This window comes from Zobellia russellii (genome assembly GCF_018728565.1).
Classification (GTDB): Bacteria; Bacteroidota; Bacteroidia; order Flavobacteriales; family Flavobacteriaceae; genus Zobellia; species Zobellia russellii.
On sequence record NZ_JACSOI010000001.1, the window covers coordinates 564,809 to 591,143 of the forward strand.

A 26,335-nucleotide genomic window follows, 5' to 3' on the forward strand; every position below is an offset into this window, starting at 1 on the left:
TACTGTTCTCTTTGGGGTTGTTCATTTTTTTACTTTTGAGGCTACCATGTCATTAAACTCGGACATTAGGCTTTGAAAAAGTTCTTTTTTCTCCAGCATTTCAACATGGTCATTGCTATCCGAGTTGTACGCCTGTATGTACAAATCGTCTTCATATTTATAGAGCTTCCACTCTCCATGGGAATATTCAAGCGCGGTAAGGTTTTCTATCCAATCACCGGAATTCAGGTACATTACCTTGCCGTTATCCGTTTCTATAGATTTAATCTCAGGTTGATGGATGTGTCCGCATATTACATAATCAAATTCATTCTCTATGGCAATATCCGCAGCGGTCTGCTCAAAGTTGTTAATGAACTTTACGGCAGATTTTACACTGTTCTTTATTTTCTTGGACATGGAAACAGGTCCCTTTCCCAATTTTTTGTAGCAAAAGTTTACCGCACTGTTAATAAGAATAAGGGTGTCATAACCAATGGCCCCTAGTTTGGCCAACCATTTGGAATGTTGCATGGTAACATCAAAAACATCCCCATGAAAGATCCAAGCTTTTCTGCCATGAACGTTTAGTACCAACTTGTTTACTATACTAAAAGAACCTAGTTTAAAGCCGGAAAATTTACGCATCATTTCATCATGGTTACCGGTAATGTAATGCACTTTTACGCCTTTGGTAATCCATTCCATTAGCAGTTTTACCACTTTCATGTGCGATTTTGGCCAGTATCGTTTATTAAACTGCCATATATCAACAATATCACCATTCAATACTACTTGCTTAGGGTTTATGGATTTTAGATACTTGATCAATTCCTTGGCTTGACATCCATAAGTTCCAAGGTGTATGTCCGAAATGACAACAATATCTACGGGTCTTTTTTTCATTGTATGGAGGGGTAGCTACGCTTTCTTATTTTCTTGAATTTTAAGGGCGAAAAGTAGCTTCTAAGTTGTGAGATTAGAAGGTTTACCACAAGGGTGGACAAGTATACTAGAACTATTTTCATATAGAGAAAACAAGTTTGGATAAAGATTGGTCTTTTAGTTTACTCGTTCGTAAACTGTAGATTAACAATTTGTTAGCTAATCTTTACATTTAGAGCAGCACTTTTTTGAGCATAAAAAAACCGATGCTGAGACGTGCACCGGTTTTACTAAACTAACTCAAACTAGATTAACTCAAATAATCACAGCGCAAAATTCGTTTAAAGTGGCTGTTGTAGAGTTAACTTAATATCAAGCTATCATTATATAAACTATAGATTCATTTTTTTTCTAAGGATAGTGGTTTTCCCGGCATGCTATGAGGTGCGCTTTTTAAGCTCAAGACCTTTAAAATAGTTGGGGCAATTTGGTTACTATATAGTTGTTCCGGTGTTGAAATTTCGCCTTGGGGATCAATACCTTTTCCAAATAGAATTATCCATACCTGTCCGGCACCTTTTATGTTTTCGCCATGACTTTTCCAAGTTTCCAGAGGCTGGGTTCCACGGCCATGATCGGTAGTAATTATAAAGAGGGTTCTATCTTTGTAAAAGGGGTCTTGCTGTGTAAAATCGTACAAATCCTTTAGTAAGGCATCTGTGTTATGGGCAGATTTTAAATAGGCCTGATAGTCGCCATCGTGTGCAAAATCGTCGGTTTCACCGTAGGCAATGTAAGTTAATTCAGGATGGTTTTTCTTTATATGCTCAATAGCATAGTGGTGTGTAAAGGCATCCAAACGAACCGTTCCCCAAGGGCTGGGTATTCTTGGTTGTAGCTCGTTCAGGAATCTTTCTCGTTCGCTAAGGTCTTTCCCTTTGGCAATTTCAAATCCGCCATTTACGGGTACGCCCGAGCGTTCCTCATTTACGATAAAAGGAAAAACATCCCAGCTACCAAAAGCTGCGACCTTGTTTTTATACCGCACATCAGAATTAGCCATTTCAAGAACGGTAGTGTTGGGGTTGGGTATTTTATCGTTACTATCTATACGGGAATCATCTGCTTTACCCGTCAATATTTCATTATAACCGGGGTATGAGAACCACATTTTATTGGTGAGGTCTACTTTGCTCCCCAATTCTCGGTTACCGTGAATTTGTCCCATCTCCGATATGGAATTCCAAACAAAGGGCATTAAGGCCTTTCTTCTTTCCTGTGGCGAGGGTTTCCAAAATAGATTTTTCAATGCCGTAGTATCATGAACATAGGTAGGGTTGGATACCAAAAGCGGGTCCGCTCCTGAAAAGAGCTCTTGCCATCGCAACCCGTCCAAAGTTATCAGAACCACTTTAGTATCGTTCTCTTGGGCGTTGGTTTTTACAAATAAAAGAAGTCCTAGAATACAGAATGTCAACTTTTTCATGGGTTGTTGGTTTTAAAATTTTGAGTGTTGGACCAGTTGCTCCAATTCAGGTGCTGATCTCGGTAGCGAACGCGCCAATAGTACGTGGTGTTTGGTTCCAGTCTCTTGGAAGGCTCATCCGTTAAGTCATCTCCTTCCTGTCTGTTTTCAAGATAGTACCAATTTTCCGATTGTTTCCAACGGTCTAGGACTAGTTTTGAGAAATCAGGTTGCGTAGCTATTTGCCAATGTGCAGCCGCATGGTATGCCCCGTTAAAGGAACTGCTAAACTTTCCCGCTTTTAATGTAATTCCCTTAAAGGGGATGTTTTCTCCTTTTGGGGAAATGGCTTGTGGCGCATCGGGTTTGTGACTCTTTGCGTAAATGGTGATTTCGTCTGTCTTTTCATTGGATTTAAACTGGTTCTCGTTGCCCCTGCTTATTCGTTTTAAAGTGAATTTAGGATTGCCTTCGGTGGCGTCTACCTCTACCATCACAAATCCGTATTCGTCTTGGGTTACGGTAAATTCGTCATAATCGCGACCTTCAAACTCGCCCCAATTATCAATAGCTCCACCGGCCGAAGCTACATTGACCCATAGGTGTTTATGGTCTTTGGATTGCCCCCTGGAATAGCCATGCGTATGACCAAAAAAATGAAGACTGGGTTTGCCGGTTTCCGTGGTAAAATTTTCAAGGAGTTTAACAACTTTTCCTGTAGATTCTTCCTCTCCGGGTATCCACAATTCTGATTTATGCGGATGGTGCAATTGTGCGAACACAAAGTCTATATCCGGATTGTTGGCCGTTTCTGCCAGGACCTCTTTCAACCAAGTATATTGTTGTTCTATGTCTCGGTAACCCTCATTAGAATTGAGACCTATGATGCGCGTATTTCCATAGTCTTTGTACCACCAATGCTCCGCATAAGCGGGAGTTCCGTTTTTGGGCAGACTGAAGTATTTAAAATAATAGGCCGAATTCTTTTCATGGTTACCTAGCACTGGATAGACGGGAACCTCCGCAAACAGATTTTGTGCGGGGTCAAAAAAATCATCTTTCCACTGGTCGTATTTAGTGCCGTTTTCTACTAGGTCTCCAGGAACCATTACTAAGGCTAAATTCTCCGGAAGCGCTTCACCGTATTCGGTTTTGAGGTAGGGAATGATACCTTCATTTACAATCTCAGAAAATTTATCCGGATTTTGATGGTCTTTTTGCATATCGCTCATGGCGAGCATATTAAACGATCGATTATCGCTCGAAAAAGGAGGTGTCTTAAACTGAAAAATATCAGAGATCACATTACCTGTACGTACGCGATAAAAATAGGTGGTAAACCTTTTCAGGTTTTCTATCTGGACTTCGTGAATTCTAGAATGGGTAAAATTGATATCGTAAGCGATGCCTTTTGTCTTTTTGCCCAGTTTCTGGGTCGTGCCCCACTCAACAATGCTTTCTTCGCCGCTAGAGGTTTGCCATAGTACTTTAATGGAATTAGGGGTGGCATCCTGTAAGTATGGGTGTACCAATAGAGAAGGTTGGTCTTTTTGTCCGTTCACTAGTGAAAAAAGCATAAGGTTAAGCAGGAGTAAAAGGTGTTTGTTTTTCATTTTCAGTTGGTTTCAAGGTTTAACGAAGTAAGGGAATTATCTAGAATTTTCACCGCTTCTTTTAACGAATCCTCAGAAATGGTGAGTGCCGGTGCAAGTTGGAGAACATTGCCAGCGGAGACCTTAAAGCTAAGTCCGTTTTTTAAGCACTCGTACATTACTTTTTCGGCTTCGTCAATTGCTTTTTCTTTAGTTTTTTGGTCTTTTACCAGTTCAATTCCCCATAAAAGCCCTAGACCTCTAATATCACCTATAATTGAATGCTTTTGTTTTAGGCGATTCATTTCTTGGTGCATGATTCGCTCAAGATTTTTGATTTTATCCAGGCGAAGTTCCTCTTCAATAATTTCTAGGGTAGTCAATGCGGCTATAGCTCCAAGCGGACTCTTTTCATGGGTGTAGTGACCCAAGGAAATATCACTGAAATTATTATAGGAATCACGTGTAACGATAGCTGCCTGTGGAAAAATTCCACCTCCCAATCCTTTTCCCAAACAAAGGATATCCGGTTCTATATCATAATGTTCAAAAGCGAACATTTTTCCGGTACGGCCCATGGCTATAGGAATTTCATCTAAAATCAAGAGTACGCCATAGGTATCACAAAGTTTCCGGGCTTCTTTCCAAAAGGTTTTTGAGGGAAGTTGTACATCCGTATTTCTTACGGTCTCTGCCAAAAAGGCGCCAATATCTCCTTCTTTTGCGAATACATATTCTAAATACTCCAGACATTTAGATTCGTTGCCTTCGTAAATGCCGCGGTAGGTGACAGGCGGCGGAATGCGTTCTACTCCCGGCATCATGGGTCCCATGTATTCTCTAAAAACAGATTCACCACCTACACTTATAGCATCTAATGAGGCGCCGTGAAAAGAACCCCAAAATGAAACTACCTTGAATTTACCAGTGACCGCCCGTGCCAGTTTAAGGGCGATGCCAATGGCGGCGCTACCATTGGGGGTCATAAGTGTTCGGTTTAAATCTGATGGTAAGAGAGAGGCCAGTTTCTCGGCAAAATTAATGGCTGCTTCGTTGGTGTACCGCCGGGTAGAAAAGGTAAGCGATTGTAATTGCTCGGTAAGGCGCTGTACCAATATTGGATGCGAAAAACCCAATTGATGCACATTATTGCCATGAAAATCAAGATACTTTTTACCGGATAGATTTTCGATATAAGGTCCCTCACAGTTTTTAAGTACGTCTAGACAGGGAGAGGATAGGGCTTGATGAAAAAAATAACGGGCATCTTTTTCAAGAAGGGCCCTTGTGCTTTCATCTACTTCATGGTCTAGCCAAGCTTGTCTGGCGGGGGTGTAGTTAATATCGCCCTCAGTTCTTTTGTAAGGTTTTATTTTTTTATTCGGATGCATAAAGACTTTGTTCCCAAGAGTAGGGTTTGGTACTATTTTGCCGGGCACAAACTGTAGTGCCCAGCGAAAACAGCGTTATAAAACAGAAATTGAGAAAATTCATCTAATCGGCTATCAATAAAGGATGAGTTAAAATTTGTTTAACCATTTCCCCTTCCTTTACGAAAACATCTAGCCAACCATCGCCCCCACCGTTGAACCAAAGAACTTTGAGGGTGTGAAGACCGGGTTTTAAAGTTATTGCCCCATCTTTTGTCCTTACCCCATGGTCGCCATCGTTGTCTACAACGAGTTCGTTATCTAGAAAGAGTTGACTACCGTCATCCGAACGAACATAGAACCTAAAACTTTTTTCTTGATCTACCCTTATTTGGGTAGTGAACCGTACCACGGTATTGGATCTTATCTTATCCTTTATTTCATCGGAAGTAATTTCAAAAATATTTCCGGATAGATTCGGTTTTTTTGAACCTAGGGGCGGAAGAAAAGAAAGTTGGTCTTCGTAGAAAATCTTGTATTTTACTGGTTTTTTAAGATTTTTTGGGCGAATTCTAAAATAGGCTTCTGCTACCGGACTGCTAATTTTTTCATTAGTGAACATCGCACTTTTAACCACCGTATTTTGGGTTAGTGAGATGACCTTTTCATAAGCGTTGGAAGTTTTTGTTGGTAATGAACCATCTAAGGTATATCGGATTACTCCTTTTGCATTCGGGTTTTCGATTTTTAAGGAAGTTATTTCCGCGAAGAGTCCACCTGCTTTTTTATAACCATCCGCTTTTGGGGAGATTAGAGGCTCCTTCAACTGCTCAAGAAGCATATAGTCATCTTCAATTTTATAACCTTCAAAAGCCGAGAGTACAGGTTTTCCGATCCAGGCATATGGGATTTTTAGACCTAGAGCAAAAGCTACCGTAGCTGCGTTGTCATACTGATAGACAGGGTGGATAATTTTATGGTTTTTCTTGACTCCCTTTCCCCAAACGATAAAGGGAATTTCAATTTCTTGAAGTGATTCGCCACCATGCCCTTTGCCTAAACCACCATGATCGGCACTAACGATTACCAGTGTTTTGTCCGCAATACCGGCTGTTTTAATTGCGTCCATAACTTCTTTAAGAAGTTTATCTGATTTCTCTACAGATTCGTAATAATGTGGGGTGCCATGGCCGTACTCGTGACCGGCGTGATCTACATGGTCAAAATGTATAAAAGTGAGTTTTTGTTTTTTGGTTTTAATGTAAGAACTGGCCAAAACTGCGGTTTCATCTTCCGTTTCCGGACTTGTGTCATAATCAACTGCACTTTTCTCGAACAGTCTTCCGAAACCTCCCCAGTGATAAATGGCACCTATTTCGGAGGAGGCTATTTGATCATGGGTCAATTGAAAAATAGTGGGGAATATGAATTCCTCACTTTGTGTAACCGCGGGAAGCGTAAAATTATCGCGTTCCCAAGCATTGGACGTTATACCATGTTGCTCGGGTCCGGCTCCCATAATCATTGAAGCCCAATTGGTACTTGAACTGGTAGGGAGAACCGCTCTTGCATGCAAGGAATAGGCACCTTCTTGCATTAATTTGTCAAAAGTAGGGGTAACTGCATTTTGCAGTCCATCCGGGCTTAGTCCGTCAAAACCTATCACCACTACGTGTTCAATGTCTAAAGTAGGTATTTCTTGACCATTAATGCTTTTGGACCATATTCCGCAGAGCGCCAGCATAGGTATAAGTAACTTAATTGGTTTCATAATTTGAAAAATTAATTATAACAATGCTTTTGCCTTGGTTGTTACGTTGGGCAAAAGCATTGCTGTTTATAAGAAGGTTAGTACCTTGTTCCGGTCTCCCACCATCCCTTAGAGTTTATATTATCCCCACCAATTGCTTCTACTGCAGCTTTATAGTTTATTTTGTTCAACGTTTGTTCAGAAGAAGGGTATAGGAATCTAACCGGGTAAAGACCTTGGTTTTCGTTGTCCGGTCCGGCTTCAAGTGCAGGAAGGCCTGTTCTCCTATAATCAAACCAACCTTGGTAATCTACATTCCAGAGTGCTAGTGTTTTTTGGGTCATTAGCAATTCAATGCTCCCGTCGTAAGCTACGGATGGCTGTGCTAAGTAAGCATCAATAACCGCATCGTCCGTTACGCCCCAATACCTCATGCTTTGGCGAATTCCTTCATTGTAAAAAGTTTCGGCATCACCGGAAATAAATCCTCTTTCTGCAGCTTCCGCCAAAATAAAGTTCACCTCGGAGCTTTTTATAATATAGGCCTCAGCCTCAGTTCTGGAAAAATAGAACAATTCAACATCTAAACGGCTAGGGCTGTTGGCATCGTCATACGCTCTAGCGTTATCTTGGTTTAAGCCAATAGGGATGCCCACATATGCTCCATCGCTATTGCGGTCAAACCAAATATCCAATCTAGGGTCGTTGAAACGGGTAAGGTATTCAAGTCCGGTAGTACACAAGCTTTTCTCGTCAAAACCACCTATACGGCCTGTACTTTCCGGCCAAGAATCCGTATTTGAAGTTCCGCTGAAAGTTAAGGTAGCATTGTCATCATTGGTCATGATATAGTTACCCGCACTAACAATAGCTTGCATTTGGGCCGATACGTCTCTTTGTTTTGAGATTCGCAACAAGTAACGTAAGCGAAGGGAATTTGCTAGTTTTCTCCATTTTGCAGCATCACCATCAAAAATAGCATCTCCGGTTGAGCCTGTAATGGCTTCACCTAAGGCCAAAGCGGCATCGGCATCAACTAAATCTTGAAGAACGCCATTGTAAACTGTTTCTTGATCATCGTATTTTGGGGTAAAAACCGCATCTGTTTTTCCGGTAATAGCTTCCGTGTAAGGAACGTTAGCATAAAGATCCGTTAAATTGGCATAACAAAGGGCTCTTAAGGTTAGGGCAATGCCTTCATAAGTGCTGTTCTTTGTTTCCTCTGCTCTAGAGATTTCTAGAATATCCGTTACTTCCGGTAAAATTTCATAGAAAAAATTCCAAAGTCCTTGATCTCCCCATTCAAATTGACCAAAACCAGGAAAATTGTTCTTTGCCATTAGCTGGGTAAGGGTATTTCCGTCCGAATATCCTTCTGATGTTAAAGTACGGGCAATTTCAGAAGTTGCCGTTGCGGTAAGTAGATTGGCACTTACCATTTCCGGAGCATTAGGGTTGGTATTGGTTTCTTCAAAATCTTCGGTACAGCCCGTTAAGCTTAAGCCGGCTAGAAAAATTATGGTAAATATTTTTGATGTTTTCATCTTGAATATATATTGTATTGATTAATTCTATTTAGAATTCTATGTTTATATTAACTCCATAGCTTCTTGTGCTTGGCAGGGCCATATCCTCTACACCGGGAACCACCGTTCCGCCTGAGAATGATATAGTTTCAGGGTCTACATGGGGATTTTCTGTCCATAAAGCCAGGTTACGTCCAACAAGAGAAATACTGGCGGAAGCAATTGGGGTTTGGGAGAACATCTTTTTAGGGAAGTTGTAACCGAATTTTACTTCTCTAAGTTTTACATAACTGGCATCGTACATTGTGGTTTCCTCATTGCTTCGGTTGTACACGGTAGAGTAGTACCCGGATGCAGGAACATTTATGGTGTTCTCTTCATATACTGGGTTTTCTGCAGTTCCGGTATTTATTACTCCTTCGGCAACAATACCCGTTTCACGCCCTTCCGTAGTAAAATCCAAAAGGCCTGTGGTACCGCCAATGGAAACTGTTCTTGAATGGTAAACACCACCTTGTCTCCAATCAAAAAGAACGCCCAGGTTTAGGTTTTTGTAACGGAAACTATTTTGAAGGCCCACCATAAAATCAGGGTTGTAGTTACCCAAGTTTCTAAGTTCATTGTCTCGTGAAGGTAGACCGGTATCTTGGTTGATAATCCATTTTCCAAAATGAGGACTGTTGGGATCCGTTACTTCTACGAAGCCCGTACCGTATAAATCTCCCATTCTCTTACCTACCTCGGCACCTACAATAAGGTAGTTTTCCTTTATCCGATAAAAAGGGAGTTCTTCTGCTAGTGCTATAATTTTACCTCTATTGGTAGTGAAGTTGAGGTTGGTGTTCCAAGTGAAATTCTCAGACTTTATAGGTGTTGCGTTCAAAGTAATTTCTAGACCTTCATTTCTAACTTTACCAGCGTTGATAACCGTTTGGTTATAACCAGAAGTATTGGAAACTGGTAGCGAAATAATTTGGTTCTTGGTTTCCGATCTGTATAAAGCCACGTCCAGCCCTAAACGGTTATTAAGCAACCTTAAGTCCGCTCCAACCTCAAAAGAATTGGTTCTTTCTGGTTTTAAGTCCGGTAGTTTTAATTCGGAAGGCGAATTAACTCTTGAAAAACCGTTAAATGTGGTTCCAAAGCCGTAAGTAGATAATAAGTTGTACGGGTCAGTATCGTTACCTACACTTGCCCAACCTGCTCTTAATTTTGCAAAAGTTATGGTTTTAGGAAGCGTGAACATATCCGATAGAATTAAACTAAGTCCCGCAGAAGGATAAAAATAACTGCTGTTCTCTAAAGGAAGGGTAGAAGACCAATCGTTTCTTCCGGTAACATCTAGGAACAAATAGTCTTTGAAACCAAAATTTGCAAAGGCGTACAGACTGTTAATTTCCTTTTTTTCATCATAATCGCTAGACGTTAGAGGTTCTGCCGCATTCCCGAAATTGTATATGCCGGGAATTGAAAGTGAGTTGGCACTTACTCTTTGGTATCTGTTTTTAACAATACGGCTATTGCCCCCAAAAGAAAGGCCAAAATCAAAGTCATCATTGAACGTAGTGTTGTAGCCGAGAAGAAAATCTGTGTTCTGCTCAAAAGCATAAATATTATCCTCTCTATACTGGCCCTTTGGGAACCGCTGCGTAGAATAAGCTCTTTTACGCATATTTAGTTCGTTGGCATAATCAAAACCGGTTCTGAACATGAAATCTAGACCTTTGGCCAGTTTAATGTCTGCACGCATATTGGTAATAATACGGTCCTTATCAAGACTGTTCGTGTTTTCGTAAACATTAAAGAAAGGGTTGTCATGGTAGTTGTAATTGTAATTGTACTGTTGTACGCCCTCTAAACCTGGTTGCCAGTAATCGCGTAGCGAGTCCATATTAACATGTTGTCCGAACCAAATCCATAAGTACATAATGTTTTCCGTACCATACGAGTTTACAGGGCGGTTGCCTGAGTTACTGTTTACATAGTTCATAGAACCGGAGACTTTAAGCCAATCTGCAAGTTGGTACGATCCGTTAAGTGCATATGAACGTCTATTGTAATCCGTATTGGGTACGATGCCCTCGCTTTGTAAATCGGTAAAAGAGAGTCTAAAGTTTCCTTTATCGTTTCCACCGGTTAGCGCAATGTTGTTACTAATAGTATGTCCGGTTTCAAAAAAACTTTTAATGTTTCCAGGCCTTGATAAAAACGGAGTAGCGATAATTTCATCGGCAAAAGTACCGTCTGCATTTCTTGGTCGTACATGAACATCACCCGCACGCAAACCGCTGGTTGTTGGGCTGTCATGCTGTGCAATCAATTGGCCGTTTAAAGCAGGACCCCAACTTTCGTCAACATGATCGTTTACACCTCCTGTTATGGAACGGTTTTGACCACCATCGGCAAAAGCGAACTGACCGTTTGATCCTTGACCGTATTCATATTGATATTCTGGAAATGTTAGTATAGACTCAAATGTGGTGTTGTTGGTGTAAGAAACACCTATGCCCTTGTTGTTCTTTCCTGATTTTGTAGTTATCAATATAACCCCGTTAGCACCTCTTGAGCCATAAAGGGCGGTGGCACTTGGCCCCTTTAGCACGTTCATGGTCTCTATATCGTCCGGGTTAATGTCTTGGGCACCGTTGCCGTAGTCTACTTCCATGTTACCTTCGTTAGACCGGCTACTTACACTGTTGTTGATAGGAATACCGTCAACTACGAAAAGCGGTGAATTCGCGTTTGGACTTGGGTTTAACGAACTTTCCCCACGAATAATGATTTGTGAGGATGAACCTGCTCCAGAATTACCTCCGGTTACCTGAACACCGGCTAGTTTACCCGCTAAGGAGTTTACCACGTTGGTTTCTTTTGCTTTTGAAATGTCTTCTCCCGAGACTTTTTGAACAGCATACGCTAATTTCTTAGCTTCTCTTTTAATACCCAAAGCAGTTACCACAACCTCGCCTAATTGTTCTGAGTTAGGTTGCAAAACGATGGTTGCTGTTGTTTTTCCCGTTGTGTTGAGTTCCGAGGGTATATACCCCAAATAGGATACTACCAGAATTTCATTTCCTTGTGGTAATTCTATGCTAAAATTACCGTCAAAATCTGTGGCTACCCCGGTTGTACTTCCTTTAATAACTAAAGAAGCACCGGGTAATGGCACTTGGTTTTCATCTAGTACCGTTCCCGTAAAAGTGGTCTGTGCACGGGCGGCCAAACTGACCATTAAAGTGAATAAGGCTAAAAGAACTGTTCTTTTCATTTTTTCGTATTTGTAAACTTTGGTTAATTATTATGCAACAAATATCAGTTGAACAGGTTAAGCGAAATGTGATTAAATATTAAGTTATTGCAAGGTTTAGAGAGGAGTTGTTATAAAAATGTTATCTTAACGTTATTTACAAATACTCAATTATAGATTTTGTAATTATGACGGTTTAATTAAAATTATGCTGACTGAAAACCACATCTATTTTGTAGGTTTAAACGTCTTAAAATGTATTTAATAGTAAGTTTGTATATTAAGTTTTAGATATGGAAGACTACCTTATTGGTATAGGAAAACGAATTAAGGAAATTAGAAAAGAGGGAAATAAGACCATTAGCGATATTGCACAACGGGCAGAAGTTACTGGTGGTCTAATTTCAAGAATAGAGAATGGCCGGACCATACCCTCGCTACCCGTTCTCTTAAAGATTATTAATTCATTGGAAGTTGAGGTAACCGACTTTTTTAATGGTATGGCCAAAATAAATGGGGCCAAATTTATTGTCTCAAGAAAGGAAGATAATACCAGTATTGAAAAAGAGGATAATGCAGTAGGTTTTAACTATACCTACATTTTTGGAAAACAGCTTTCTTCTTTAGGTTTTGAGACGGTTTTATTAGAGGTGCAACCTAATTCGGAACGAGATAAAGTTACTACGGACGCTTACGAGTTTAAGTATATGCTTACTGGCGAATGTTCTTATATTATTGACGAAGAAGAAGTGCTTTTGAAAGAAGGTGATTCTATTTTCTTTGATGGTCGCATTCCCCATGTGCCTGTTAACAGGAGTGACAGACCAACCAAGATGTTGGTTATGTATTTTTTTGTGTAGGACTTGGATATATAAAAACAAACAATCCGTCTACCAACTGGTAAACGGATTGTTTGTTTTTGGTTCAAAACTGTTTTAGTAATAACTAACCTGCCAGGTAATTAGGGAGTTCTGTAAGGGAACTTAGCACAAAGGTAGGTTGAGCAGATTTTAATTGATCTACCGTATGGGCACCGGTGGTTACACCAACGGTAACGCCACACTGGGCATTTTTTCCTTCCTCAATATCTATGATAGAGTCTCCGGCTTTCAATACGTTATTGGAATTGGTTATTTTCAGTAGTTGCATGGCCTTATATATCATGGCTGGGTGAGGGCGACCTTCAACTACATCGTTAGCTGTAACCAGTGCGTCATATTGCTCGCCTTGTTTCCAGTTCATTTTTTGTAATAGCAATTCGGCAACGGCCCTGTTATAGCCGGTGTTCAGTGCTATTTTTATTTTTTTGGATTTGAGTTGAGTTAGCATTTGCTCAACACCTTCAAACGAGGTTACGTTCAGCTCGTGGTAAGCATCATCCAATAGTTTTTTAAAATCCTCAAAAATAGGTTCGGAAGCCTGTTCTTTTGGATTGTTAAGGGCGTTTAAAATATCTTTTATGGCCTGGTGTTTTTCTTTTCCGGCACCATGCTCAAGAACAAAATCCAGGTCTAGTTCATGACCGGTCTTGTTAATGGCCTTTTGCAACGTTTTGTAGACCACATTGTTCTCATTAACGACCGTTCCGGCCATGTCAAATACTGCTAATTCTATGTTATGCATTTTGTAAATTAAAAATTGAATTGATGTTTTCTTTGGCAAAACCCGCACTTCCGGTCATGCCTTTACCACCTATACCGGTAACAATATGAATGTTACGTTCTAAGGTATGTTGATAGATATCTGCCTCTTTGCATTGGGAATAAAGGCCGTACCAACGGTTCTGGATTTGGTAGGTGGGTAAGTCAAATATTTTTTTGGCTTCCTTAAGGATAAAGTTATCTATGTCCATATTTAAGTCCATTCCCAAATGATCCATACGTGCTGCCGGAGCATATTCATGGGAGTCACCTATAATAACGGAACCGTCCGTAGCCTGTTTAAAAAGAATGTGAACACCCCATTTTTTCTCGAAAGCTTCGCTGTTTTCTTTGGCTTTAATGGAGGCGTATGAAGGACATTCCGAAAAAGCTTCATAGCGGCGTATGGAAAGCCCGGTGAGTACAGAACTGGGTAATTTGTAATTGGGCTGATGCTTGGTTTGCATCATCTGTAATTTAGATACGATAAGATCGCTTTCCGCAAACAAGCTAGGGTACAGCGTTTTAAAATCACTTCCGTTACAAATGATGACCTTGGCGGCGGACAAGCTTGTGTTATCCGTAGTGTGTACCTGTACCCAATTGGTAAGGGCATTACATTCTACCACGGTTTTGTTCATGAAAACATTCACGCCCACTTCTTCTAAGTAGGCTTGTAATTTACCGATCATTAAACGCGGTTCTACCATTACCTCTTCAGGAAAGAAAAGTCCCATCTTAACATAATCTGCCCTTAAGCCGGGGAACATCTCTAAGCATTCTTCTTTGGTCAATAATTTGGATGTATAGGAATTGGCCAGATTTATGGCGTTCAGCTCTAGTAAAAGTTGCGTTTCTTCTTCATTAGAGGCTATATAAATGCTTCCCTCTTGCCTAATGGATATATCAAATTTAGATTGGATGTGTTTGTATATATTCAAGCTTTCCCGCCCATAAAGTTGCCATTTAGAGTCCATGCCAGAAGGTACTACTTGTCCAAAATTCCGAACCGTGGCACCTTGGGGTTTCGCATCTTTTTCCAACAAGGCTACTTTTAGTCCATTGTTCACGGCGTGATAGGCATGAAAAGTACCTAGAACACCTCCTCCAACTACAATTAGGTCATATTTATTCTCCATGGTCATACAATCTGTAGTTCATTATTTAAAGTCTGTTGTTCGCGTCTGTATTTTTTCTTGAAATAGAGTAAAGAGCAAGTAGCTGCAATAAGGCCAATAAAGGCAATGGCATAGGTTCCATAGCTAAAGAACTGTAACCATGAAACGGAGCGTTGGCCAAAATTTTTATAGAGCAAAACGGCCATGCTTCCCAGATACCCAAAGGCATCGGCAATATAGATGAGGTAACCGGCATTGCCTTCAATCTTAAAGGTGGCTATCATCCTATCAAAAAAAATGCAATTAAACGGTACGTAGCAGATATACAATCCCAGGCCGATTAAAATCATCCAGAGTACAGGGCCTATGAACTGGTTTTGAAAAAGAAAGGTGCTTATACTAATTAACAGGGCGCCAAAAATAAGGAGATAGTGATAGGTCATAAAGGCGCGATAGTTATTCTTGACGAACGCAAAAAGACCAATTGAAAGCAGAACTATAATTGCTACAGGCAGTTCGGTGAGGGTGTAGATAGAAGCATTGCCTTTAAAACCCACCGCATCCCATATTTCACGCGAAAAATTATCCCGAAAGTCGCGTATCGCCGTAAGGCTTATATAGAAAAAAACAAGTACTATAATCGGGAAGAAGAAATTGGACAGCACTTTTTTACGGTCTGCCCGGTTCATAGGTTTGCGCTCTTTTCTTAGTATTTTGTCCTCTTCTGTAGGTTTGGGAATGCGATCCAGTAAAACCGAAAACCCTAGAAAAGGAATAAGAAATACAGCTCCCGTTAAGGCCGGCATCCAAATTTCGGAAACACCTGTGGCCTGCATTAAGAGTAGCCCCGATGATTTTACGGCACCACTTGAAACAATGAAACTGGAACAGAGGGTTACTCCTAATATTTCGGTAAATTTTCTTCCTTCTAAATATGAAAATACTATTCCCCAGATCATTCCCAGCGAGAGGCCGTTGAAAAACATGAAGATGATATTGTATGGAGGAGGAACAAGTCCAAAAAGAATTAGGCTTAACTCCGCTAAGGAAATCATGACCAGAAGATACCGGAGCCTATTCTTGGCCTTGAGTTCGGAAATAAGCTTAATACCAATGAATTTGGAAAGCATATATCCTAGTACTTGGGTGATTATGAGGATAATTTTATAATCGATTCCCATAAAGGAGAGATGCTCATAGGTGGCTACTGTAAACGGTTTCCGAAAGGCATACATACAGAAATAGGTGCCAAAAGATGCAAATGTACCGTAGACCAAAAACCTAATGTCTTTATGATGTATTTTGAGAGTCACAAAAAGTTTACAAATAGTAAATATTAAAACACAAAATTCAATGTTTATTCACTATTTGTAAATTTTTGAGCGTTAAGAAAAGCTTATGCAGTAATTATTTAATTGTGAAGAAAGGGGCATAATTTATAGTTAAAAGTTAGAGCTACATAGCTCTATGCTTTTTCATTGTAGTAGATATAGTTCTTCAAGGCATTTTCTTAATAAAATGTTAATTTTCATATTCTTGATTTCGATACCTCTTTACTATTTCTTTTTAAATTACGGATTACATTATTTATTTATTGTTTGTTTTTGGCGGTTTATTTTGAATTATTATCATCATAATCTGTTTATTGGTGAAAATAATTCGGTTATTTTCTTTTAGCTCAAGAAAAGATGCATTTACTTTATTGTAGATAAATATACCTACTTCTGTTACGGATTATAATACGTGGTAAATCTAAAGCGGCCTTACACCCGGTTCTTTGGTTTTATTTCTACCCCCATTTTTTCAATTTGAAAAACTAGGCTTATGAAAAAATCGTTGTTAATCATTCCGTTTTCAGTTCTTATGCATTTGTGTATAGTTAATGGGGTACTTTACTTCATGACCCCGCTTACATATTTAGAAGGAACCAATGTGCTCTATTATAATTTGGCTTGGCTCATAGCGGCGTTTAGTCTTAATTATTACCCTACGGAAAGACGTGAGAGGTTTGAAACCAACCTGGGTAAATATTTTAGATTGCTCGGTATTTTTGGGCTCGCCTATTTTGCGCTTTACGGCTTCAAATCTAATGGAATATATGCTTTTGAGTATCGTGCTTCGGTCTATTTGGTCATTTGTTTGTTTATAACCATTTATAGGTCTTTGTTCTATTGGGTTAGGACAAAGTATAGATTGTACGGAGGAAACTTTAGAAACGTAGTTGTGGTAGGAAGGGATAAAAACCTTAAGAAAATCAGGAAGGTTTTTGACCAACCGGAATTAGGTTACAGGTACAAAGGTTTTTTTGATGACCGCCCTTCTGTGAGTCCCACATATTTAGGAAAAATGAACGACTGTTTTAAGTATGTCCTGGAAAATGATGTGGATTATATCTATTGCGTTACCTCTAACCTTTCTAAAAAGGAGCTGGAATACCTAATTACCTTTGCCGATAACAACTTGAAAAAGTTAAAGATCATACCGGACAACAAGGAAATTTTTACGCGTTCCATGTCTATTGAACTATATGATAATATACCTGTTCTGGCTATGCGTAAATCTCCGTTGGAATTGGAATATGCTCCAATAATCAAAAGAACTTTTGATCTCTTGTTTTCTTCCTTTGTAATTCTCACAGTATTGTCATGGCTTACGCCCATCCTATTTGTTCTTATGAAGTTAGAGTCAAAAGGGCCATTGTTTTTTAAACAAAAAAGGCATGGGGTAAATAGAAAAGCATTCTGGTGTTATAAATTTAGATCAATGACCCAAAATGCGGAATCTGATACTTTAATGGCCACTAAAAATGATATGAGGGTTACTCGTATAGGTAAGATATTGCGTAAGACCAGTATTGATGAGTTGCCACAGTTCATAAATGTTTTTCTAGGAGATATGAGCGTAGTGGGGCCAAGACCACATATGGAATCCCATACGGAAATGTACGAAACCTCAATTGATAAGTATTTGGTAAGGCATTTTGTAAAACCTGGGATTACCGGTTTGGCACAAATTAAAGGATGCCGCGGAGAAATTATTAAAAAGGCGGATATCATAAACCGAATCCGATTTGATATTTTTTATACGGAAAGCTGGTCTTTGGGGTTAGACCTGAGTATCATTTATTCAACTGTAGTAAATGCCCTAAGAGGTGAAGAGAAGGCATACTAGCCAATTTTCAGTCTGTAAAAAGTGAATAATATCATTCTAGAAACAAGCGTCACTTTTAAAAGATGCTTGTTTTTTTATGCCTTCATATGGCATTCTCCCCTTACCAACATCATCAACCCTTGGTAATGCAGTTATAATTCTATTGGTTACTACAATAACAGGGTCCAAAATTACGTTCAGTTTAACTATAAGGTAAGTTATCCCCTACAAATTAAACCCCTTATCTTACATTTTGTAATACGTAGGACTTTATGTTAAAACCAAAGATACCTCTAAACGAAGAGGACCGAATTAAAGCACTTGAAAGTTTCGAGATTCTAAATACCTTGGAGGAAGAAGAATATGATGCCATTACCCGTATAGCGGCAGAAATATGCAATACTCCAATGGCGCTTGTGTCTTTGGTAGATTCAGATAGGCAGTGGTTTAAATCCCACTATGGTATAGACGCTACGGAAACCCCTCGTGACCTAGCCTTCTGTGCGCATGCCATAAATAATCCTGAGGAATTGTTCATTGTAAAAGATTCTAGCAAGGATGAACGTTTTGCAGATAATCCGCTGGTTACAGGAGGGCCACAAGTGCAATTTTATGCAGGTGCACCGTTAAATACAAAGGACGGGTTTTCAATAGGTACTTTATGTGTTATAGACACTTTGCCAAGAACCAACTTCACCCCTAAACAGCAGGCTTGTTTAAGGTCATTGGCCAATCAGGTTATGGCTCAGTTAGAGCTTAGACGTCAAAACAGTCTTCAACAGATTATAAATAATGAACTTTCTGTTAAGAACAATCAGCTTAAGCACTTTACATATCGCTTGGCACATGATATGAAAACCCCGTTGCAAGGTATAGGCGCTTTGGTAAGTTTTATTAAAATGGATTATCTACATCTATTAAAGGACACAGACGTTCCGGAGTGGCTAGATACTATTGAGGATAGGGTTAGTTATATGGAAGCGTTAATTAATGGTATTATGAACTATACCAATATAATGAACAGTGAGGTTGAGTATAATGAGTTTCACATTGCAACTGAGCTTCACCATATTTCACAGGAGTTGGGCAAGACATCTCATATTAGCCTGACTCCCATAGGTTGTGACCGTACCATTGTTCACTCCTTAAAAAGCTTCAATCAGATTTTTTCCGAATTGATTTTAAATTCCATAAAGTTTTCCCGCCAAGAGTTAACAGAAATCAAAATATCATTTGCGGAGGGCGAAAATAGTTATTCATTTACTTATGAGGATAACGGTCCCGGTATTCCAGAAAAATATTGGGAAAAAGTCTTTGTCATGTTTGAAACCTTACGGAAAGAAAACCCTACGGATACGGGAATAGGTTTGGCTACTATTAGGGCTATTATTGAGAAATTGGGTGGCAGAATCGAATTGAAAAACCACCCAGATAAACGCTCGGGCATTTATTTTCAGATATCACTGCTAAAAGAAACCGGAATAAAACAAAAAAAGCTTCAAAAGTAATTACTCTTGAAGCTTTGAATATTGGTGGAGAATACCGGAGTCGAACCGGTGACCTCTTGCCTGCCAGGCAAGCGCTCTAGCCAGCTGAGCTAATCCCCCATTTTGGCTGGCGCAAAGGAAATACTTTTCTACTAAGTATCAAAATAGTTAGCAAAGTAATTGCAACAACCTATTTAATCCTTCTTTACACTTAGTACAAGTACCGGAATACGTGAAGAGAACTCGGATTTAAGTATGGTGTTCTTTTCCCAAAGTTTCTTGAAGAACCCTCTTTTATGTCTAAATACACATAATAAATCTGGGTGTTGTGCTTCAAAGCGCTCTAACACGCCCAAATAGGTAGTAGGGGCTTCTGTCATCGTTACTTGAGAGCTAACGTCCATAAGTGCCGTGTTTATTCTTAGGTCAGAGTCTGTATACCCTGGTGTTTTTACCAAGAGAAGGTTTACGGTAGAGCCAAATTTTTTCTTGATTTCCAATAACGGATTAAGAATACGGTTTCGTTTTAAAATCCCTGATTTAAACGCAGTCAGAATCACCTTCGGAGCAGTAAAGACACTTCCCTTGGGTACGATCAATGTTGGTATATCCGTTTGCTTTATGATTTTTCCGGAAGTATTCCCAAGATAGACCGCTTCGGTAATATCGTTACTTCTGGGAGCCATGATTATCAAGTCAATACCCAACTCTTTATCAATATCCTTCAGTCCATCAACAATACCACCGTTGTAAGTGGCTATTTTTATTTCAATAGATTTTGTGTCTATTTTCTCTATGACTTCCTTTAACCGTTCCTTGCCACTCTCTGCAAGCTTTTGAGGAACGTTAGCTAAACTTTTACCGGCTCCTACGGATGCATTGAAAACTTCCATCACATAAATTTCAGAATCGAATTGTGCGGCAAAGTCAACGGCATATTGCAAAGTCTTGTGTGCATCGGGAGAAATACCAATAGGTACCAGTATATGTTTCATATGTTTTCGGATTTATCGTTTAAATTTACGATTTAATAAAACTAATCAAAATGATCTCACCTGCCAAATTATTGAATATTCCACAAATTCTTGAGGTAACTAAAGCCTGTGCCGCTGCAATGATAGCTTATGGAATTTTTCAATGGAACGAGCACTATCCTTCAAAACAGGCATTTGAGGCAGATGTGGAACGAGGGGAGCTGTATGTTTTAAGAATTGAGAATAAAATTATGGGGAGCATCGTAATCTCTACCTTAATGGATGAAGAGTACAAGGCTATAGAATGGTTGACTCCGTCGGCAAAAAATGTCTACATACACAGGGTGGCGGTGCATCCGGATTTTCAAGGAAAAGGCTATGCCCAAAAGATGATGGCTTTTGCGGAGAACCTGGCTAGGGAAAAAGGATTTGTTTCCGTACGCTTAGATACATTCAGTCAAAACAAACGCAATCAAAGGTTTTATGAGGCTAGGGGCTTTAAGCGTTTGGGTGATATTTTCTTTCCTAAACAGAGTGAACATCCTTTTCATTGTTATGAATTAGTGTTGTAATTTCGCCCTCTTGAAGGCCGAAATAAATTTTAAGTCCATTAATAAACTAGCGGTACCTGCCACCATTGCGGGTATTGCAGAACCTTTATTGTCCATTACGGATACCGCCATTGTGGGCAATATTCCCGTAGACGGCCTAGAGTCGCTTGCGGCGGCGGGTATTGTAGGATCTTTTCTTTCTATGTTAATATGGATTTTGGGTCAGACCCGAAGTGCCATATCCGCCATAATTTCCCAGTATTTGGGCGCGGGGCGTATAGATGAGGTAAAAACGTTACCGGCACAAGCGATATTCTTGAATATTGGGCTGAGCATCCTCGTGCTACTTTCCACCATTTTTATCGTAAAGGATATATTTCAATTGCTCAATGCCACGGGTAAGATTCTAGATTATTGTGTGTCTTATTATTCCATTCGGGTATGGGGTTTCCCACTAACGCTCTTCGTATTTGCGGTTATGGGTATTTTTCGTGGGCTCCAAAATACCTACTATCCCATGCTAATCGCTATCGTTGGAGCCGTCCTTAATGTAATACTGGATTTTACTTTTGTTTACGGAATAGAAGGTTATATAGAACCTATGTACCTAGAAGGAGCGGCATGGGCAAGTCTTTTGGCTCAGGCTATTATGGCCATTATGGCTTTTGTTCTATTGATAACAAAAACGGATATTAGTCTTCGGTTGAAATTGCCCGTTCATCAGGAATTGGGAAGATTGGTCGTCATGAGCTTAAATTTGTTCATACGTGCTTTGGCCTTGAATACAGCTTTGATTTTAGCTGTAAGAGAAGCCACGGCATTGGGCCCAAAGTATATTGGCGCACACACTATAGCAATAAATATTTGGCTGTTTTCCGCATTTTTTATTGACGGATATGCGGGTGCCGGTAATATCATGGGCGGCAGACTTTTAGGGGCGAGGGATTATGACGGTCTGTGGCTATTGGCGAAGAGAATATTGAAATACGGTCTTTGGGTTAGTGTGGTCTTGGTTGCTGCAGGCTTTATATTTTACAAACCTATTGGGTTGCTATTTTCAAAGGAGCCAGAAGTTTTGAGTGCTTTTTACGCAGTATTCTTTATCGTAATTCTTAGCTTACCCATGAATACGATAGCCTTTATTTTTGATGGTATGTTCAAGGGTATGGGAGAAATGAAGTACCTTAGAAACACCCTGTTGGCAGCTACATTTCTAGGTTTTGTTCCTATGCTTTTTCTAGGAAAGTTTATGGACTGGGGGCTTTATGGCATTTGGATAGCTTTTACCGTATGGATGGCCATTCGTGGTGGGGCCTTGGTCGTTAAGTTTGTCAGAAAGTTTAGGCCGCTTTTACAAATCGATTAATTTTGATACTTACATTTGTTGAACAAATAAACCATAGTTATGGGAACTACGCGAGAAAACGGAAGTCTTTATACCAAAATAGATAACAAGGTCGCAACCATAGAGTTTGGCCACCCTGCCAGTAATTCATTTGTAGCGGAGCTATTGGATAGGTTAACGGCGGAGTTTAATAAACTCTCTGATAACGATGCTATATCCGTAATTGTTTTAAGGTCTGAAGGTGACCGCGCTTTTTGTGCGGGTGCTTCTTTTGACGAGCTTATGGCGGTGTCCAATTTGGAGGAAGGCAAGGTGTTTTTTAGCGGTTTTGCCAATGTTATCAATGCCATGCGCCAGTGTAAAAAGGTTATTGTGGGCCGTGTACAGGGCAAGACAGTAGGTGGGGGCGTAGGTCTTGCTGCCGCTTGTGATTATGTATACGCAACAGAAGCCGCATCCATTAGATTGTCTGAACTTACCATAGGTATTGCTCCGCTGGTCATTGCTCCGGCCGTGGAACGCAAAGTGGGAACGGCAGCTGTTTCAGAACTGTCATTGGCTCCTACCGAATGGAAAAATGCGTACTGGGCTCAGGAAAAAGGACTTTTCTCTAGGGTTTTTGATGATATAAAGGAATTGGAAAAGGCTCTCGATTTTCATGTAGAACAATTATCGGCCTATAACCCAGAAGCTCTGGAAGATTGGAAAAAAGTACTCTGGCAGGGTACGGACCACTGGGGCAGTCTTTTGAGCGAGCGAGCGGCCATTACCGGAAAACTGGTGCTTTCGGAATTTACCCGTAACGCGCTTTCTAAATTCAAAAAATAACAATAACCGACTGTAGTTGACGTTTTACTTTTTTAAATCTCAGTTATGAATATTTTAAATTTCCTGAATGGCGACCTTGTTTTTCCCATTCTAGCCCTTTTTGTGGTGGTAGTCTACTTTGTAAACCGCGTTCGTACAAAAAGAAAGTTCAAAAGATAGTTTTATCCCTTTTTACATTAGGTTAGCGGGTCTTTAACCAGCCGGTAATGCTCAACCGTTCGCGTTTTGCAGGCTTTACTTCGTGCTCTAAATCTCGGCTTTCAAAAATTACCGCCCTACCCGGAAACGGGTAAATGGTTTTCGGTATTTCCCCGTTTTCTCCATTTAGGTATAGAACCAGTTCGCCACCGTGCTCGGGTTGCCAATCGTCTTCGTTCAGGTAACAAACTATAGAAAGTTTTCGCCTATCGTCATTTTGAAAAGTATCCAAATGCCTTGCGTAAAACTTTCCTTCCGGATAAACGGCATAATGAAATTCCTTTCTCATAATTCCCAGAAAACAGGTCTTATTAAGATATGAGGCCAAATCATTAATGCGGTCAAAGAAAAGTTTGTGGCTGGCGTTAATAATATTTTCATCCATCCAAAGAATAAAATCGCCACGTATTCCGGTTTGTACAACTTCGTTTAATCGGTTTCCAATGGCCGCTTTTTTAAATAGGTCATCTTCATATTTTTCCAAAAGGTCCGTACGTAGGGCGTTTACCGTCTCTTGGGAAAGAAGATCGTCAACAATACTATAGCCGTTTTCCAAGATATCGGAGATTATCTTTTCATATTGCGAATTCACCGCAAAGTCTAGTTGGTCATACAGTTCTTCCACTTAGGTCAAAATTTAAAAGCCGGCAAATGTAATCTATAAAGCAATTGGTTTTACAAAATGAATACCTTTGCAGCACAATCCTATTTCATGAGTAAAATTAGAATCACCAAACAGTTCAATTTTGAGACCGGTCACGCGCTATACGGCTATGACGGAAAGTGTAGAAACGTGCATGGCCACAGTTATAAATTATCGGTAACGGTAATCGGTAGCCCTATCACGGATACCTCTCATGTAAAATTAGGAATGGTCATAGATTTTGGCGATTTAAAGAAAATCGTAAAAGAAGAAATCGTAGACCAGTTTGATCACGCCACGGTATTCAATAAAAATACGCCACACGTGGATTTGGCCAAAGAATTAACGGATAGAGGGCATAATGTAATTCTTGCGGATTACCAACCTACCAGTGAGAACATGGTCATAGATTTTTCTAAAAAGATAAAGGCTAGACTGCCGGAGAACATCAGCTTACATTCTTTACGATTACAAGAAACCGATACTTCTTTTGCAGAGTGGTACGCATCCGATAATCAGTAACGCCTTTCTAAAAAGGGTATTCGTTATATTTGACATCAGATGAAAACCATTACCGTTCCTCAAGGCAAAAAAGTATATTTTTCCAGTGATAACCATCTTGGAGCACCTACTATGGCAGATAGCCTTCCTCGCGAAAAAAAATTCGTAGCATGGTTAGAAGCTATTAAGGAAGATGCTGCCGCTATTTTTCTGATGGGGGATCTTTTCGATTTTTGGATGGAGTACAAAACCGTTGTTCCCAAAGGTTTTACCCGTACACTGGGCAAATTGGCCGAAATATCCGATGCCGGTATTCCTATTTATTTCTTCGTAGGGAATCACGATTTGTGGATGAACGGCTATTTTGAGGAAGAGCTGAATATCCCCGTATTTCACAAACCGCAGCAGTATAGTATAAACGGAGTTTCTTTTTTTGTTGGTCACGGCGATGGTCTGGGTCCCGATGATATTGGGTACAAGCGGATGAAAAAGGTGTTCACTAATCCTTTGGCCAAATGGTTGTTTAGGTGGTTACATCCGGATATAGGCGTGCGTTTGGCGCAACATTTATCAGTGAAGAACAAACTGATCTCCGGTGATGACGATGCCAAGTTCTTGGGCGAAGACAAAGAGTGGTTGGTGCAGTATGCCAAGCGAAAGTTGGAAACACAGCATTATGACCATTTTATTTTTGGTCACCGACACCTTCCTATGGAAATAGAAGTGGGCGAAAACTCAAAATACACCAATTTAGGCGATTGGATTCATTACTACACCTATGCCGTTTTTGATGGGGAAAAACTAAGTTTGGAGAAATACGAGCCTACTCATTAGCCTCGTGTTCGTCAATATCTTTCTGCAGGTCCAGTTTTCTAAAGGTAGGCGATACAATTGCCGTTGCCCCTACCGTCAATAAGGTCATGGCGCCACCAAAAACCACCGCGGTTACCGTTCCCATTAGTTTTGCCGTCAATCCGCTCTCAAAAGCTCCCAGCTCGTTAGAGGAGCCTACGAACATGGAGTTTACAGATGCTACACGACCTCGCATATTGTCCGGGGTTTTCAATTGCAATATGGTTTGGCGGATAATCATGGAAACACCATCTACGGCACCGCTCACGAACAATGCAATTACCGAAAGCCAGAAATAGGTAGAAAGTCCAAAAACAATCATACAGATACCAAACCCGAATACGGCAAAAAGTAACTTCTTGCCTGCATTTTTATGTAGTGGAAAACGAGTGGAACCTAGCATAGTAATTGCTGCGCCAACCGCAGGAGCAGCCCGTAGAACCCCAAATCCTTCGGAACCCACATGAAGAATATCCTGGGCAAAAATGGGAAGCAAGGCTACCGCTCCGCCAAAAAGTACCGCTATCATATCTAAAGTTAAAGCCCCAAAAACGGCTTTTGTACTGAATACAAAACGGAGTCCTTCGCGTAGACTTTCAAAGATGGGTTCGCCAATTTTAGGATTTAGTATCGGTTTTCGTTTGATTTGGGACAGAGAGATGAGCGCCATTATGGAGAATCCGAAAATGAGGCACATAGACCAATGTACCCCAATCCAATTAATGGAAAATCCTGCTAAGGCAGGGCCTAATACAGACGCCAGTTGCCATGTGGTACTGCTCCAAGTAGCAGCGTTGGGATATATTTTTTTAGGAACAATCAAAGCGATAAGAGAAAATATCGTAGGTCCTAAAAACGAACGCACAATGCCACCTAGGAAAACCAAGAAATAAATACAGTACAAAATGGTCTTGGTTTCCAGTTTATCTTCCATGGAAGGCCAACTGAGCATAAACAGCCCAAAACTGATTACCGAAAAACCGAAGATGCATTTTACCAAAAGATTGCGCTTTTCTTTCTGGTCTACAATGTGGCCGGCAAAGAGCGCCATTGATACGGCCGGAATCACTTCCATAAGACCGATTATACCCAAAGAAAGAGGGTCTTTGGTCATGGAGTATACCTGCCATTCTATAACAATGAACTGCATAGACCATGCAAATACCATGGCAAAACGAACCAGTAAAAAAATATTGAATTCTCTAAAACGTAAAGCAGCATATGAATCCATAGA

21 protein-coding genes and 1 tRNA gene are annotated in these 26,335 nt (G+C 40.2%); 8 read left to right on the forward strand and 14 right to left on the reverse strand.

The window, feature by feature from the left end; genetic code table 11:
- Window positions 1-21 precede the first annotated feature (21 nt).
- The 7 genes from H9565_RS02420 to H9565_RS02450 form a co-directional block, all read right to left on the reverse strand.
- Window positions 22-885 carry a UDP-2,3-diacylglucosamine diphosphatase gene (locus H9565_RS02420; protein WP_215437059.1) on the reverse strand — a complete coding sequence of 288 codons (864 nt, stop codon included), beginning with the start codon at window positions 883-885 and terminating at the stop codon, window positions 22-24.
- Window positions 886-1,264: 379 nt separating this feature from the next.
- Window positions 1,265-2,350, reverse strand: coding sequence for a phosphoglyceromutase (locus tag H9565_RS02425; RefSeq protein ID WP_215437062.1), 1,086 nt, complete (start codon window positions 2,348-2,350; stop codon window positions 1,265-1,267).
- Window positions 2,347-3,942 (reverse strand): fibronectin type III domain-containing protein, encoded by a 1,596-nt coding sequence (locus tag H9565_RS02430; RefSeq protein WP_215437066.1) that lies wholly within the window; start codon window positions 3,940-3,942, stop codon window positions 2,347-2,349. Before H9565_RS02430 ends, H9565_RS02425 begins: the two co-directional genes overlap by 4 nt.
- Before the next feature lie 2 nt (window positions 3,943-3,944).
- Window positions 3,945-5,312, reverse strand: coding sequence for a (R)-1-hydroxy-2-aminoethylphosphonate ammonia-lyase (pbfA, locus tag H9565_RS02435; protein WP_215437069.1), 1,368 nt, complete (start codon window positions 5,310-5,312; stop codon window positions 3,945-3,947).
- 103 nt (window positions 5,313-5,415) lie between these two features.
- A complete protein-coding gene (locus H9565_RS02440; protein WP_215437072.1) occupies window positions 5,416-7,062 on the reverse strand; it encodes an alkaline phosphatase family protein in 1,647 nt (548 codons plus the stop codon).
- A gap of 77 nt (window positions 7,063-7,139) precedes the next feature.
- Complete coding sequence (locus H9565_RS02445) at window positions 7,140-8,585, reverse strand: SusD/RagB family nutrient-binding outer membrane lipoprotein (protein ID WP_215437076.1); 1,446 nt, start codon at window positions 8,583-8,585, stop codon at window positions 7,140-7,142.
- 31 nt (window positions 8,586-8,616) lie between these two features.
- On the reverse strand, window positions 8,617-11,835 hold the full coding sequence (locus H9565_RS02450) for a SusC/RagA family TonB-linked outer membrane protein (protein WP_215437079.1): 3,219 nt from the start codon (window positions 11,833-11,835) through the stop codon (window positions 8,617-8,619).
- 272 nt (window positions 11,836-12,107) lie between these two features.
- Here H9565_RS02450 and H9565_RS02455 point away from each other — a divergent pair, with 272 nt between their 5' ends.
- The gene (locus tag H9565_RS02455) at window positions 12,108-12,674 is read left to right on the forward strand and encodes a helix-turn-helix domain-containing protein (RefSeq protein ID WP_215437082.1); all 567 of its coding nucleotides are present in this window, start codon (window positions 12,108-12,110) and stop codon (window positions 12,672-12,674) included.
- Between the two features lie 85 nt (window positions 12,675-12,759).
- On the opposite strand, the gene H9565_RS02460 is transcribed toward H9565_RS02455, so the two are convergent.
- Genes H9565_RS02460 through H9565_RS02470 form a run of 3 tightly spaced genes read right to left on the reverse strand, consistent with a single transcriptional unit; the run spans window position 12,760 to window position 15,885 of the window.
- A complete protein-coding gene (locus H9565_RS02460) occupies window positions 12,760-13,437 on the reverse strand; it encodes a phosphonatase-like hydrolase (RefSeq protein ID WP_215437086.1) in 678 nt (225 codons plus the stop codon).
- Complete coding sequence (locus tag H9565_RS02465; RefSeq protein ID WP_215437089.1) at window positions 13,430-14,593, reverse strand: TIGR03364 family FAD-dependent oxidoreductase; 1,164 nt, start codon at window positions 14,591-14,593, stop codon at window positions 13,430-13,432. The genes H9565_RS02460 and H9565_RS02465 overlap by 8 nt, the downstream gene beginning before the upstream one ends.
- 2 nt (window positions 14,594-14,595) lie before the next feature.
- Entirely contained in the window at window positions 14,596-15,885 is a 1,290-nt protein-coding gene (locus tag H9565_RS02470; RefSeq protein WP_215437092.1) for a DUF5690 family protein, read from the reverse strand.
- A 511-nt stretch (window positions 15,886-16,396) separates the two neighbouring features.
- Between H9565_RS02470 and H9565_RS02475 the strand changes: the two genes are divergently transcribed.
- Both H9565_RS02475 and H9565_RS02480 read left to right on the forward strand, forming a co-directional pair.
- A complete protein-coding gene (locus H9565_RS02475; protein WP_215437095.1) occupies window positions 16,397-17,743 on the forward strand; it encodes an exopolysaccharide biosynthesis polyprenyl glycosylphosphotransferase in 1,347 nt (448 codons plus the stop codon).
- Between the two features lie 251 nt (window positions 17,744-17,994).
- Window positions 17,995-19,230 (forward strand): sensor histidine kinase, encoded by a 1,236-nt coding sequence (locus H9565_RS02480; protein WP_215437098.1) that lies wholly within the window; start codon window positions 17,995-17,997, stop codon window positions 19,228-19,230.
- A gap of 22 nt (window positions 19,231-19,252) precedes the next feature.
- Here H9565_RS02480 and H9565_RS02485 read toward each other — a convergent pair.
- Both H9565_RS02485 and H9565_RS02490 read right to left on the reverse strand, forming a co-directional pair.
- Window positions 19,253-19,329, reverse strand: a tRNA-Ala gene (locus H9565_RS02485).
- Window positions 19,330-19,403: 74 nt separating this feature from the next.
- Window positions 19,404-20,204 carry a universal stress protein gene (locus H9565_RS02490; RefSeq protein WP_215437101.1) on the reverse strand — a complete coding sequence of 267 codons (801 nt, stop codon included), beginning with the start codon at window positions 20,202-20,204 and terminating at the stop codon, window positions 19,404-19,406.
- 50 nt (window positions 20,205-20,254) lie between these two features.
- On the opposite strand from H9565_RS02490, the gene H9565_RS02495 reads away from it, so the two are divergent.
- From H9565_RS02495 to H9565_RS02505, 3 genes are read left to right on the forward strand one after another with little or no spacing between them, the layout of a single operon-like run.
- Window positions 20,255-20,755: a GNAT family N-acetyltransferase gene (locus H9565_RS02495; RefSeq protein ID WP_215437103.1), complete on the forward strand. Its 501-nt coding sequence runs from the start codon at window positions 20,255-20,257 to the stop codon at window positions 20,753-20,755.
- Between the two features lie 10 nt (window positions 20,756-20,765).
- On the forward strand, window positions 20,766-22,100 hold the full coding sequence (locus H9565_RS02500) for an MATE family efflux transporter (RefSeq protein WP_215437105.1): 1,335 nt from the start codon (window positions 20,766-20,768) through the stop codon (window positions 22,098-22,100).
- Window positions 22,101-22,139: 39 nt separating this feature from the next.
- A complete protein-coding gene (locus H9565_RS02505; RefSeq protein ID WP_215437107.1) occupies window positions 22,140-22,907 on the forward strand; it encodes an enoyl-CoA hydratase/isomerase family protein in 768 nt (255 codons plus the stop codon).
- A gap of 181 nt (window positions 22,908-23,088) precedes the next feature.
- Here the strand turns inward: H9565_RS02505 and H9565_RS02510 are convergent, their stop codons facing one another.
- Window positions 23,089-23,730: a 2OG-Fe(II) oxygenase gene (locus H9565_RS02510; protein ID WP_215437110.1), complete on the reverse strand. Its 642-nt coding sequence runs from the start codon at window positions 23,728-23,730 to the stop codon at window positions 23,089-23,091.
- Window positions 23,731-23,817: 87 nt separating this feature from the next.
- On the opposite strand from H9565_RS02510, the gene H9565_RS02515 reads away from it, so the two are divergent.
- Together H9565_RS02515 and H9565_RS02520 are read left to right on the forward strand one after the other, a co-directional pair.
- Window positions 23,818-24,270 (forward strand): 6-pyruvoyl trahydropterin synthase family protein, encoded by a 453-nt coding sequence (locus H9565_RS02515; RefSeq protein ID WP_215437113.1) that lies wholly within the window; start codon window positions 23,818-23,820, stop codon window positions 24,268-24,270.
- 39 nt (window positions 24,271-24,309) lie between these two features.
- Complete coding sequence (locus H9565_RS02520) at window positions 24,310-25,083, forward strand: UDP-2,3-diacylglucosamine diphosphatase (protein WP_215437116.1); 774 nt, start codon at window positions 24,310-24,312, stop codon at window positions 25,081-25,083.
- Here the strand turns inward: H9565_RS02520 and H9565_RS02525 are convergent.
- Window positions 25,073-26,332 (reverse strand): MFS transporter, encoded by a 1,260-nt coding sequence (locus tag H9565_RS02525; RefSeq protein WP_215437118.1) that lies wholly within the window; start codon window positions 26,330-26,332, stop codon window positions 25,073-25,075. The genes H9565_RS02520 and H9565_RS02525 overlap by 11 nt on opposite strands.
- Window positions 26,333-26,335: the final 3 nt, after the last annotated feature.